Origin of the sequence: Brochothrix campestris, assembly GCF_046058945.1 — a bacterium.
In the GTDB taxonomy this organism is placed as follows: Bacteria; Bacillota; Bacilli; order Lactobacillales; family Listeriaceae; genus Brochothrix; species Brochothrix campestris.
On record NZ_CP175511.1, the window covers coordinates 918,178 to 931,281 of the forward strand.

The window sequence follows — 13,104 nt, forward strand, 5'->3', positions numbered from 1 at the left end:
TATGTTATTACAATTAAATATTCAATACTTTGCCCATAAAAAGGGTGGTGGTTCTACTGCCAATGGTCGTGATTCACAATCAAAACGTTTAGGCGCTAAAAGTGCTGATGGACAATTCGTAAGCGGGGGTTCGATTTTATATCGTCAACGTGGAACTCGTATTTTCCCAGGAACAAACGTTGGTCGTGGTGGCGATGATACTTTATTCGCAAAAGTTGATGGTGTTGTCAAATTCGAACGCGTAGGTCGTGACAAGAAGAAAGTTTCTGTCTATCCTGTAGCTCAAGAAGCATAAATAACACAAATAAAAGAACAAGACCGCTATGGTTTTGTTCTTTTTTTTATTAAAGGGAGAATGAAAGAAATTGGAGCGAAAAAGTAATGTCGGTATCTTTGCTGGTTTATTAACATACGTGATGTGGGGGTTTATCCCACTCTTTTTTAAATTACTATCGGATGTCTTGCCACTTGAAATTTTAGCACAACGAATTATCTGGGCTGCTGTATTTATGGTGTTAGCCGTCATTTTCACGAAAAAATGGCAATCTTTTTCTGTTATTATTAAAGCGATTTTTCGCAGCCCGAAACAGTTTCTGCTAATGTTATTAGTGGCCTTACTCATTTCGACGAACTGGTTTGTTTTTATTTGGGCGATTAACCATAATCATATTTTACAAACAAGCCTCGGGTACTATATTAATCCGATTGTAAGTATTGTGCTGGGTGTCATCTTCTTAAAAGAGCGCTTGAGCCGTGCGCAAGTTGTGGCTGTTATTTTAGCGTTTGCTGGTGTGATGGTGATGACCTTGAGTTTAGGTGTGTTTCCCTCTTTATCGCTTATTCTTGCTTTTTCATTTGGATTTTATGGCTTACTCAAGAAAAAAATGGATATTCCAGCCATCGAAGGCTTAACGATTGAGACCTTGTTTGTTTCCCCATTTGCTTTACTTTTATGGGGGTATTATATTTTCAGTGATCAAAGCTTCGTGACGAACAATGCAACAGTCGTCTCGTGGTTGCTCGTCATTTGTTCAGGGCTTGTAACAGCTGTTCCGTTATTGTTATTTGCCTTTACCGCCCGTAAAGTGACGTTGAGCATGCTTGGGTTTATGCAATACATTGCACCAACCATCAGTTTACTGCTCGGAGTGTTTATTTACAATGAGGCTTTTACTCGGACGCATGCGATTAGCTTTGCGTTAATCTGGCTCGGTCTCTTGATTTATTCAGTGGCAACAATTAGGAAACATCGTGAAAAATAACAGACGACAGTACTGTTAGGACTAAATACAGCTGCATTAAACTTATCTCGACATTGAAGCGAGATAAGTTTTTTGTGTGCGGTTATTAATTGACGTATTGCTGATTTTTAAAATAAACTAGTTATAACTAACGGCTCGAGTAACAGTATCTGTATCCGCTATGTAAAGAAGGAGAGGAGGGTTACAATGGCGGCAACAACTTTAAAAAAAACACGCCAAACGATGTTGCTATTATTGTGTATTGGTTGGGGGTTAGGTAACTTAGACCGAACGGTGATTAATTACGCGATTATTCATATGGCTGACGAACTGACATTATCCGCGACGCAAACAGGCTGGGTTTTGAGCGCTTTCTTTTTGGGCTATGCCTTGATGCAAATTCCAGGCGGAATCTTAGCCGATAAGATCGGTGCCAAAGTTGTTTTAGTAGCAGCGGTATTAATGTGGTCAATTTTCACGGGTTTAACCGCAATTGCGGGATCGTTCGTGTTATTGGTTATTATCCGTTTTTTATTTGGCATTGGTGAAGGTGGTTTTCAACCAGCCGCCGCAAAGGTTATTGCATCAGTGTTTCCCAAAAAACATCAGAGTAAGGCGATGTCGCTCTTATTAGCGTCAGCAGCGATAACATTAGTGCTTGTTCCGCTGATAGGCTCCTATTTAATTGTTAGCATTGGGTGGCGGTTAGTATTTGTTTGTGCTGGTTTAGTTGGTTTGGTTGTGACACTGCTTTATCGACGATACATCGACGTGCCCCCGTTGAAAAAGGCGGGAAAGACTAGCGTTGCAAAGGTGTTTAAATCGTTGCTCCACCGTCCGCTAATGTGGCTCTTGTTAGGGACTTTTTTTGCTATCTATGCAGTGAATTGGGGACTGACTTCATGGTTGCCAAAATATTTAACAGATATAAGAGGTTTAGCGTTAATTGAGGTTGGCCTGTTGCAATTAGTGCCTGGACTTATCATGCTTGTTTGTATGTTTTGTTATGGGGTACTCATTGATAAATTATCGCTCCAAGCCAACAAACAAGTGGCGGCTTTATTTGCAACCGGGATTGTCATTTGCCTCTATTTGATGTTTTTTGCCGAAACAATCGTGGGTTTCATTGTTTACCAATCGTTGATTATGGTCTTTATTACGTATATCGTTGTGTTATTACCAAGTATTTTGCTGAAAGCTCTGCCACAGGCGGTCGTCGGAACAGCGATGGGGATTGCGAATACAGGTGGGCAACTGGCCGGGTTTGCGACCCCTGTCGTAATCGGGTTTCTGATTGATTATACGGATGGTTCTTATGTGAGTGTCTGTTATTTGTTAATGGCCTGTGCGGCTATCTGTGTCCCGAACATGTTGTTATTGAGTACGTCGGTTGACACTCATTCAAGTGATCAATCGTAATGAAAAACCCACCACAAGCGCTTGTGGTGGGGTGAGACTGAAGTTAGAGGCTGTTCTTTAATAGTTAAACCTGTTTAAAATATATGCTGAACATTGATGGGATTTATTTCACACGGGCAATAGTCATACCGTCACCTGTCGTTGTAATAATCGCATCAACACGATCGTCTTTGCCGACATACTCATTGAAACGGCGCATCGCCCGAATCGGATTTGATGTTTTATCAGGGTCAGGTACTTCATCTTTCCAAAGGGTGTTGTCCGCTACAATTAACGAACCTGGTTTTGCCATTGCCAAAGCCCATTCATAGTAGTTAATATAGCTGTTTTTAGCCGCATCGATAAAGAAGAAGTCGAATGTTTCGCCTTCAGCAGCTAAGGCTTCCATCGCTTTTAAACCATCGTTACAAATAAAGGTGATTTTGTCTTTATAACCGGTTTTTTCAGCGTTTCCTTTGGAGAGTGGTTGGTAGCGAATGTCGTTATCAATCGTTGTAACATGACCATCGTGCGGTAAAATAGAGGCAAATAAAATAGCACTATAACCACCTAAGGTTCCAAGTTCTAATACTTTTTTTACGCCCGCTGTTTTAATAAGTACTCGCAACAGTTGGGCTGAATCAGCATCAATACTCATTTCATTAATGCCGGCAGCGATAATGCTATCTCTTATTTGATGGAAAAAATCAGGCTCGTAACTGCAAGTTTCTTCAATGTATTGTTTTGTTAAATTAAATTCTGACACGTTTCTCACTCCATTCTCTACTAGTATAAGACTGTAACATAAACTTGCCAACCCTTTTCTGCGATAAAAAATGATATTGCTCTTAAAATCGTCAATTTTGCTTTATTTTAAGGGAATTTAATATAGTGTTAAATAAGGAGGAATGATTTAATAGTTTACTACTAATATGGTATTATAAACGGAAGTTAGTTGGTTAATTAATCCTGGTTGTTGGTTTTGCTTTGAGAGGCAGTTTTGAATAAAGTATATGTATATAAGATAATGAAAAGGGGTTCTATAATGTTTAATACACAGGCGTTTTTAGATGGCAAGAAAACGGAATTTACGCAATTAAGCGATGCGATTTGGGAAGTACCGGAAGTTTATTATTACGAAAAACACGCGGTTTCGTTGATGGCAAAGGCATTGGATGACGAAGGCTTCTCTGTTGAACGTAACGTTGCTGGACTTGAAACAGCCGTTAAAGGTGAGTTTGGAACGGGACCAACAGTAATCGCCTTTTTAGGCGAATACGATGCGTTATCTAATCTCAGTCAAGCAGGTGGTGCAACTGCCTACCAACCACTTGAACAAGCGGGAAATGGTCATGGCTGCGGTCATAACTTATTAGGTGTTGGCTCTTTTGCGGCAGCAATTACTTTGAAAGCTTATATCGAAGCGACCAATGCACCGATTACTGTGCGTTTTTATGGTTGTCCCGCAGAAGAAGCGGGTTCTGGTAAAGCAGTGATGACAAAAGCGGGCGTCTTTGACGATGTTGATTTAGCGATATCATGGCATCCAAATACCGTCAACGCGGTCATGAACATTTCGAGCCTAGCGAACTATGCCGTTGATTTTAGTTTTGAGGGGAAGAGTGCCCATGCGGCGGCTGCGCCACATCTTGGTCGGAGCGCGTTAGATGCGGTTGAATTAATGAATGTCGGTGTCAATTTCTTGCGAGAACATGTTGAGAGTGATGTGCGGATGCATTATGCGATTACCAATGCAGGCGGACTGTCTGCTAATGTCGTGCAAGCACAGGCAGAGGTTTCTTATTTAATTCGAGCGCCCAAAAAAGCGCAGGTGATGTCAGTGTTTGAACGGGTTAAAAAAATTGCGGAAGGTGCGGCATTAATGACCGAAACCTCAATGAACTACCACTTTAAAGGAGCTGCATCAAACTTAATTCCGAATACTGTCTTAGCCAATGTCATGCAAGCACAACTTGAAAAGATTACGCCAGTAACGTATACAGCGGAGGAATATGCATATGCGTCAGCGATTTTTGAAACATTTGATCCGCAGACGCAGGCTGAAGCGACTGCGTTGTTCCCCGATGTGTTGGTGCAGGCGTTAGCTGATAAAAAACTAAATCACTACCCGCTACCACTATTACCCGAAAGTACGATGATGGCATCGACCGATGTGGGAGATGTCAGTTGGAAGGTGCCGACAGTTCAAGTCGCCACAGCATGTTGGACAATGGGGACGCCACCTCATACGTGGCAAGTTGTCTCCCATGGCAATACCACAGTCGGTCACAAAGGGATGATGCAAGCGGCTGAATTAATGGTCAATACCGCGATTGCGTCGCTTACAGATTCGGCGATTATACCGGCTGCCAAAGCTGAACTTAAAACGAGGCTTAACGGTGAACCGTACGTTTCGCTCGTACCTGATGAAAGAGGTGTCTGATGCAACAACTACTCGAACAATTGGTTGAAACAAGTCGTAAAACGACCATTCAAGGAAAGGTTGCGACCTATATCCCGGCCTTAGCTGAGGCAGATGCCGCGCATTTTTCAGTCTGTCTGACAGATAAAGGGCAAAGCTACGCCTATGGAGAAACCGACACCTTATTTACGTTGCAAAGTGTCGTGAAAGTGATTAGTTTTATGTTGGCGGCTGATTATCATGGGCTGACACGGATGATGGACTATGTTGATGTCGAGCCAACGGGCGATTCGTTTAACTCGATTGTTCGACTCGAGAGCGCCAACACGAAACCGTTTAATCCGATGATAAACGCCGGTGCGATTACGGTGGCATCGATGTTACCGGGTGACACGCCGACCGACAAAGTCGCCACTGTGCTGACTTTTTTAGAAACACTTTTGCAAAAAGAAGTGACAATTAACCAAAAAACCTACCAGTCAGAATATGATTCCGCCGATCATAACCGAGCAATTGCTTATATTTTAAAGGCCAATGGTTATTTAGAAGCAGGTGTTGAAAATGCGATTCAAACTTACTTGCAATTATGCTCGATTGAGGTAACAGTGAGTGACCTCGCTCAAATTGCCCTTTTCTTTGCGGAAGATGGTCAAAATGAACGGATTTGTATTGACGGTGCGATTTTAAAAGTATCGAAGGCATTGATGTTAACCTGTGGGATGTATAATTCATCCGGTAAGTTTGCTGCCTTTGTGGGTTTGCCCGCTAAAAGTGGTGTATCTGGTGCCATTATTGCGGTCGTTAAAAGCGGTGCGATTGAAATACTCGAAGGTCCGATTGGCATCGGTTTATATGGGCCGGCGATTGACGAAGTTGGAAACAGTGTTGCAGGTGTTCACTTCCTAATGGCACTCGTCAAAAAGTATAATCTTTCTGTCTTTTAACAACAACAGAACATCTCAGTTGTTATTTCTGGCAAATAGCCTATAATTAAAGCTAACATACAGAGCAGTTAGAGGAGATGACAACAGATGATGGAAATAGTACCTGGTCAAGACGGGCTTGAAATTGCGTTACCTGATGGAAAACTCGTATTGAAAAAAGAAGTCGGTTATTCACCCGTCGAAGTTACCGTTTTAGCAGTGGCAAGCTGTGCCAATTATGTTTTAGAAAGTATTTTAACGAAACAACAAATAGCTTACGAATTCATTAAAACAGAAGTCGAATATGAGCGTGATCAAGCTCATAAAGCTATGCCAATTAATGCGATTGAAGTGACGTTTACAATGCGTGCAGCGAGTGAGCAACAGGTTAAAATTAAAAAAGCTTTACGTCTGATTCATGGCAACTGCCCGGTCATTCAATCATTGAATGAAGACATCGAAGTGATGGAAGAAATTATTTTTATAGATTAAAAGGCTTGCTTTTAAAGTGAAAGCAAGGTAAGATAATAACTAAGTTAGTTAAGCAGAAAAAATCGTTGAGAAAGAGTAGTAGGTCGGAATGATATATTGATGAGCGAGTCGGGACAGTGAGAGCCGATCAATATACGCCGGTTGAATGGACTTTCGAGAGATTCGCTGAAAGTAGTAAGCGAATACGGGCTCTCCCGTTACAGAGATAGGATATGGTAGTATCCGAAGAGTGAGTAAACAACAAAAGCTATCTTTTGTTGTTTACTAAAAGAGGTGGCACCGCGATTAAACGTCCTCTTACAAGAAATCAGTATGATTTTTTGTAAGAGGACGTTTTTTGTTTTAACTACTAACGAAAAGGAGGCGTCAACATGTCATTATTCATCAATGAAATTGAAGCGGATGAACTTACACCAGTCCGTATTTTTAAACAGTTAAACGGGTCAAATAAATGTTTGCTCGAAAGTTCGCTCCGCTTTGGTCTTAATAGTCGCTACTCATTCATCTGTCAAAATCCGGTGGCGAAGACGACCTTAATGAATGGGACCGTCACCCATAATGGTGTGACAGCCTCAGAGCCGTTTTTAGAAGTAGTTGAAGCTGTGATGGCACAAACAAAAGTTAAAAATGAGCATTTTCCGTTCATCGGTGGTGCCCTGGGCTACGTTGGTTATGAAACGATTCATCAATACGAAGAAATCGGGAACTATCTACCGGACCCATTAAATTTACCTGAAGCACAGTTGTATTTTTATGAAGAAGTCATTATTTTTGATCATATTGAACAAAAAGTATTTGTTACGAGTGTTCGGTCTGCAGAAAACAGTGCAAAGCTCGCACGCTTATTAAAAGCAGAGTCACGTGTCACCCAAGGGGAAGTTAGTGTCGGTGACTTTACGAGTAATGTTGGTCAAACAGCCTTTGAGGCAATGGTCGAACAGGCGCAAGCGGCAATTAAGCGAGGTGATATTTTTCAAGTGGTGCCCTCGCAACGGCTAAGTGCGCCTTATGAAGGTGATGCGTTTGAACTGTATCGGCGTTTAAAACGACGGAATCCGTCACCGTATTTATATTATTTAGAAATGGATGACTGTCTCATTATCGGTTCATCACCTGAAAGTGTTGTGGCCTTACATGGTGAGCAAGTGACGATGAAGCCGATAGCAGGTACTCGTCGTCGTGGTCAAACCGCAGCAGAAGATGATATCCTTGCGGCTGACTTACTGGCGGATCAAAAAGAGGTAGCGGAACATACGATGTTGGTCGATCTCGCCCGTAACGATATTGGTCGGATTGCCGCGAAAGGAACGGTGGCCGTTACTTCTTTTAAAAAAGTTGAGAAATACAGCGATGTGATGCATATTGTTTCGACGGTTGAAGCGGTGATTGCGCCCGAGTATAATTCGTTTGATGCGCTGCGCATGAGTTTGCCAGCGGGCACTGTAAGTGGTGCGCCCAAGATTGCCGCGATGCGCTTAATCAACCAAATGGAACAGGTCAAACGTGGCATCTACAGCGGTGGTGTCGGCTACTTTTCGTATAATGGCGCGATGGATTTTGCACTTGCAATCCGCACAATGGTGGCGACGAATAAGGTCTTACACGTGCAAGCCGGTGCTGGAGTCGTCTTAGATTCAGTGCCACAAACCGAATATGAAGAAACGCTCAACAAGGCAAAGGCCTTAATGGAGGTAACGAAATGATTTTACTAATTGATAACTACGATTCATTTACATATAATGTGTATCATCAACTGCTGTTAAGCGGTGAAGAAGTCAAGGTTGTTCGCAACGATGCCTTGACGGTTGCAGCGATTGAAGCGCTCCAACCGAGTGGGATTGTCTTATCACCAGGACCAGGACGTCCAGAAGATGCGGGCATCTGTTTGCCACTAATTCAACAATTAGGTGCTAAAATACCGATGTTAGGGATTTGTTTAGGCCATCAGGCATTAGCTCAAGCCTTTGGTTATCAGGTGAATCAAGCTGAGCAAATCAAGCACGGAAAAACAAGTACGATTAGTCATCAGCAAGTTGGCATCTTTAAACAACTGCCCGCTGACTTTGAAGCGATGCGTTATCATTCACTCGTAGTCGATGAAACCAAGATTGAAGACACGTTTGAGATTGTGGCTCGCGCCAATGATGATCGTGAAATTATGGCGATTCAACATCGCAGCCTGCCGCTCTATGGCATCCAGTTCCATCCTGAATCGATCGGCACCCCAGCCGGCCAACGTTTAATTGATAATTTTGTGCAACGGGCCCGCTCCCACATATCGTTTACTGAATATTTAAATAAATTAAGCGCTGGCGAGCATCTTTCACAGCAAGAAGCGCGGTTAGCGGCCAATCGATTGTTCGATCAGTCATTGACAGATAGTGAAATCGCAGCCTTCTTAATGGCTTTAAAAATGAAGGGTGAAACAGCCGCTGAAATCGCGGGTATTGTCGAAGCGATGCGAGCTCATGCCTTGCCGTTACCGCAACGACATCGTCAATTAATGTGTAACTGTGGCACAGGCGGTGATCGCTCAGGCACCTTTAACATCTCGACAACCGCGGCGTTCGTACTAGCAGGTGCAGGTGTTAAAGTAGCGAAACACGGCAATCGTTCCATCTCAAGCAAGAGTGGCAGCGCCGATGTGCTTGAGGCCTTAAATGTGTCATTGAACGCGACGCCAGCCGTGATTGACCATCAATTAGCAACGACAGGGATGACCTTTTTATTCGCACCTCATGTTCATCCACACCTCGGACAAGTAATGCGTGTACGCCAAGCATTGGGTATTCCGACAGTGTTTAATATTATCGGACCATTAACAAATCCTTATGCCCTCGATTATCAAGTCGTTGGTGTGTATCGTGCAGATTTAGTCGAACCGATGGCAAAAGTGCTCGTTGCGCTAGGTCGAAAAAAAGCCATTGTCGTTCATGGCTATGGTGGGCTAGATGAAGCCTCGCTTGCGGGTGACAATCAGTTAGCCATCATTGCAAACAACAGCTATCAATTAACAACCTTAAATCCGCAACGACTCGGCTTTAGACAACAGGGCAACGAGACGTTGAAAGGTAAAGACGTCGCTACGAATGCGACGATTTTGACCGAGGTGTTGGCGGGTAAAAAAGGCCCTTATCGTGATGCGGTTGTCTTAAACAGTGCAATCGGATTAGTGGCAGCTGAACTGGCGGACACTTTTGCTGCAGGAGTGAAACTTGCAGAAGAAGCGATTGATTCACAGCGCGCCGCCGAACAATTACATTACTTACAAACGACAACGGAGGCGATTGGATGATGAGTATTTTAACCGAAATTATTGCCAAAAATAGCGACCGCGTCAAAGGCTATCAATCGGAACAATTGCACTTGAGCATGGCTAACAAAGCCCCTTTTTTGACACCAACTGCCCCGGACTTTCGTCTGATTGCTGAAATCAAACGGGCATCACCCTCAAAGGGAATAATTGATGCCACGGTCGATGTTGTGGCACAGGCAAAGCGTTATGAGGCCTTAGGCGCAAGCGCGATTTCCGTGCTATGTGAACCGTATTATTTCAAGGGTGATTTTAGCGATTTAGAGGCGATTCGCGCGGCAGTGCAACTGCCTATTCTATGTAAAGACTTTATCACAACGACAGCGCATCTCTTAAAAGCCAAAAGTGCTGGGGCAAACATAGTGCTCTTAATTGTGGCGGCACTAACTCCAACTGAACTTGCGACGCTTTATCGCTTTGCAAGAGCGTTGGAATTGGATGTGTTAATTGAGGTTCATGATGAGGGCGAACTCGCAGTGGCTCTCAAGCTCAATCCGCGTTTAATTGGCATAAATAATCGTAACCTCGAAACCTTTGCCGTTGATTTAGCGACTACTGCCCGTTTACGTGCCTTAATTCCGCCGACGATTACTGTTATTTCAGAAAGTGGCATGTTAAATGTGCCAGATATCGCCACCATTAAAGCGACTGGGGTTGATGGCGTCTTAATCGGTGAAGGGATGATGCGTGATGCCGATGCACTGCAGGTGATGTTTCGATGACGGCTGTTAAAATTTGTGGCTTGATGACCGTAGCAGCAGTGACAGCGGCAGCGAAGGCTGGTGCCGATTACATTGGTTTTGTGTTAACCCCGAGCAAACGCCAAGTGAGTCTTGCACAGGCGGCAAACCTGCGCAAAATGGCTGGCAACGCGAAGGTTGTGGGGGTGTTTCTTGAACCAACAGCGGTCTTTATTCAAGAGGCAATAGCGGTCATCGGTTTAGACTTTGTGCAAATTCATGGCGCACTTCCGTCTGACTTATTACTGGAGCGACCACTCATTAAAGCACGTTCCCTAATGGAACCGCCTGTCTCCAACGCTGTGTACGCAGAACTCATCGATGCTCCGACACCGGGTAGTGGCAAGGTCGTTGATTGGTCAGCGATTACAGCTGGAGCTCACCCGCTATGGCTTGCAGGTGGCTTAACCGCTGCCAATGTAAGCGAGGCGATTCGGATTGTAAAACCAGCTGTCGTTGATGTTAGCAGTGGTGTTGAAACAAACGGCAGCAAAGACAGCAATAAAATCATTCAATTCATCACAACTGTGCAGCAACTAACGAAGGAGGAACAATAATGACTTACACTTATCCAGATGAAGATGGCCATTTTGGTCGCTACGGCGGTCGCTATGTGCCCGAAGTATTAATGCAATCAGTGCTCGAGCTCAATGAGGCTTATAACCGCTATAAAGAGGATCCAGACTTCAAGGCAGAATTGGCCTATTATTTAAAAGACTATGTCGGTCGACAAACACCACTTTACTTGGCAGAACGCTTAACAAAGTATGTTGGTGGTGCGAAAATTTATCTGAAACGTGAGGATCTAAATCATACTGGCGCACATAAAATTAATAATGCCCTCGGTCAAGCCTTGCTCGCGAAGCGGATGGGCAAACGTAAAATTGTCGCTGAAACAGGGGCAGGTCAACACGGCGTTGCAACAGCGACCGTCTGTGCCTTGTTTGATATGGAGTGTACTATTTTCATGGGGGAGGAAGATGTCGCTCGTCAAGCATTGAATGTCTTTCGAATGGAACTATTAGGGGCAAAAGTGGTATCTGTCTCAAGCGGTGAAGGTTTACTCAAAGATGCGGTCAATGATGCACTCCGCTATTGGGTTGCTCATGTTGATGACACCCATTATTTAATGGGTTCCGTCTTAGGGCCACATCCCTTTCCACAAATGGTTCGTGATTTTCAAAGTGTGATTGGGACTGAAATCAAGCAACAACTCCACGAAAAAGAAGGACGTTTACCCGATGCCTTAGTGGCCTGTGTCGGTGGCGGATCGAATGCAATTGGGACGTTTTATCCCTTCATTGAAGATACCACCGTTAAATTATATGGTGCCGAAGCGGGTGGGTCGGGTATTGAAACAGGCAAACATGCAGCGACCTTAACGAAAGGCAGTGTGGGCGCACTGCATGGCTCACTCATGTACTTATTGCAAGATCAGGCCGGTCAAGTGAGCGAAGTTTTCTCGATTTCGGCCGGGTTGGATTATCCTGGTGTAGGGCCTGAGCATAGTTTGTTGCATGATTTGAAGCGGGCCGAGTACCATGCGGTCACCGATGACGAGGCGGTTGCTGCCTTTAGTGTGATGTGTCGCCAAGAAGGGATTATTCCAGCACTTGAAAGCGCCCATGCAATTGCGCTCGCGCTAAAAATCGCCGCCGATATGTCACCGGAAGAAATCATGGTAATCACCGTATCTGGTCGTGGTGATAAAGATGTCGCCCAGCTAAAAGAACGGTTTGAAAAAGGAGGAACCACTGATGAATGCAATTGAGACGACATTAGCAACGACAAACAAAGCCTTTATCGCTTACATGATGGGCAACCAAACATTAGTCAAAGACTATCAAACACTGGTTGCTCAAGGGGCGACAATTGTTGAAATCGGTGTTCCTTTTACTGACCCCGTAGCAGATGGACCTGTCATTCAAGCCGCAGGTTTGAAGGCATTACGCGCAGGTGTTACTTTGCAAGGCTTACTAACGACGATTGGAACGATAACGGCTAAACCGGCACCAATCGTCTTAATGACTTACTTAAATCCGCTCTTTGCGATTGGTTATGAATCGTTTGCCCAGCAATGTCAACGAAATGGCGTGTCGGGCGTGATTGTACCCGATATGCCGTTTGAAGAGAGTCATCAGTTACGGCAATTGCTCGAAGCGCATGATGTCTTATTGATTACGTTAGTAACAGCAACATCAACTGGCGAACGCTTAACGCAAATGTTAAAAAAAGCGCGTGGTTTTATTTATGCGGTGACAGTTAAAGGTGTCACCGGTGAAAGACGGGCCTTTAATCCGGCCATTTATGACTTTTTGGCGGAGTTGAGAACAAAGACAACGGTACCTGTAATGGCAGGATTTGGCATTGCCTCAACAGAACAAGTCAAGGCGCTATTGCCTCATTGTGATGGTGTCATTGTCGGAAGTCGGATTGTCGACCTCCTCGAAGCGGGAGAATCGGCCCCAATTGGTAGCTTAATTCAAGCAACGAAGCAATAAACAGTTAAATAAGGCTGATTTTGAAGAATCGTTGTTTTACTTATCGCAGGACTTAAGATATAATGATAAGTAAT

Annotated in this window: 13 protein-coding genes and 1 other annotated feature; of the genes, 12 read left to right on the forward strand and 1 reads right to left on the reverse strand. The window is 44.0% G+C overall.

The window, feature by feature from the left end; all coding sequences use genetic code 11:
- Nucleotide 1: 1 nt before the first annotated feature.
- From rpmA to ACJYYY_RS04665, 3 genes are all read left to right on the forward strand, one after another.
- Nucleotides 2-295 carry a 50S ribosomal protein L27 gene (gene rpmA / locus ACJYYY_RS04655; RefSeq protein WP_035314780.1) on the forward strand — a complete coding sequence of 98 codons (294 nt, stop codon included), beginning with the start codon at nt 2-4 and terminating at the stop codon, nt 293-295.
- A gap of 70 nt (nt 296-365) precedes the next feature.
- Entirely contained in the window at nt 366-1,262 is an 897-nt protein-coding gene (gene rarD / locus ACJYYY_RS04660) for an EamA family transporter RarD (RefSeq protein WP_035314781.1), read from the forward strand.
- A 186-nt stretch (nt 1,263-1,448) separates the two neighbouring features.
- A complete protein-coding gene (locus ACJYYY_RS04665) occupies nt 1,449-2,660 on the forward strand; it encodes an MFS transporter (protein ID WP_408869169.1) in 1,212 nt (403 codons plus the stop codon).
- A 103-nt stretch (nt 2,661-2,763) separates the two neighbouring features.
- Here ACJYYY_RS04665 and ACJYYY_RS04670 read toward each other — a convergent pair whose 3' ends face one another.
- Entirely contained in the window at nt 2,764-3,405 is a 642-nt protein-coding gene (locus ACJYYY_RS04670; RefSeq protein ID WP_051456950.1) for an O-methyltransferase, read from the reverse strand.
- A 279-nt stretch (nt 3,406-3,684) separates the two neighbouring features.
- Here ACJYYY_RS04670 and ACJYYY_RS04675 point away from each other — a divergent pair, with 279 nt between their 5' ends.
- The 9 genes from ACJYYY_RS04675 (at nt 3,685) to trpA (ending at nt 13,030) form a co-directional block, all read left to right on the forward strand.
- Entirely contained in the window at nt 3,685-5,082 is a 1,398-nt protein-coding gene (locus ACJYYY_RS04675; RefSeq protein WP_035314783.1) for an amidohydrolase, read from the forward strand.
- A complete protein-coding gene (glsA, locus tag ACJYYY_RS04680; protein WP_035314784.1) occupies nt 5,082-6,005 on the forward strand; it encodes a glutaminase A in 924 nt (307 codons plus the stop codon). Before ACJYYY_RS04675 ends, glsA begins: the two co-directional genes overlap by 1 nt.
- Nucleotides 6,006-6,092: 87 nt before the next feature.
- Entirely contained in the window at nt 6,093-6,476 is a 384-nt protein-coding gene (locus tag ACJYYY_RS04685) for an OsmC family protein (RefSeq protein ID WP_051456952.1), read from the forward strand.
- A gap of 56 nt (nt 6,477-6,532) precedes the next feature.
- Nucleotides 6,533-6,776 (forward strand) — a binding site (T-box leader).
- Between the two features lie 71 nt (nt 6,777-6,847).
- Nucleotides 6,848-8,179 carry an anthranilate synthase component I gene (trpE, locus tag ACJYYY_RS04690; protein ID WP_408869170.1) on the forward strand — a complete coding sequence of 444 codons (1,332 nt, stop codon included), beginning with the start codon at nt 6,848-6,850 and terminating at the stop codon, nt 8,177-8,179.
- Entirely contained in the window at nt 8,176-9,771 is a 1,596-nt protein-coding gene (trpD, locus tag ACJYYY_RS04695; protein ID WP_408869171.1) for an anthranilate phosphoribosyltransferase, read from the forward strand. Before trpE ends, trpD begins: the two co-directional genes overlap by 4 nt.
- Nucleotides 9,768-10,511 carry an indole-3-glycerol phosphate synthase TrpC gene (gene trpC, locus ACJYYY_RS04700; RefSeq protein WP_051456954.1) on the forward strand — a complete coding sequence of 248 codons (744 nt, stop codon included), beginning with the start codon at nt 9,768-9,770 and terminating at the stop codon, nt 10,509-10,511. Before trpD ends, trpC begins: the two co-directional genes overlap by 4 nt.
- Nucleotides 10,508-11,086, forward strand: a complete 579-nt coding sequence (locus tag ACJYYY_RS04705; protein WP_035314786.1) for a phosphoribosylanthranilate isomerase — start codon at nt 10,508-10,510, stop codon at nt 11,084-11,086. The genes trpC and ACJYYY_RS04705 overlap by 4 nt, the downstream gene beginning before the upstream one ends.
- Nucleotides 11,086-12,300, forward strand: coding sequence for a tryptophan synthase subunit beta (trpB, locus tag ACJYYY_RS04710; protein ID WP_035314787.1), 1,215 nt, complete (start codon nt 11,086-11,088; stop codon nt 12,298-12,300). The genes ACJYYY_RS04705 and trpB overlap by 1 nt, the downstream gene beginning before the upstream one ends.
- Entirely contained in the window at nt 12,287-13,030 is a 744-nt protein-coding gene (trpA, locus tag ACJYYY_RS04715; RefSeq protein ID WP_035314788.1) for a tryptophan synthase subunit alpha, read from the forward strand. Before trpB ends, trpA begins: the two co-directional genes overlap by 14 nt.
- Nucleotides 13,031-13,104 lie beyond the last annotated feature (74 nt).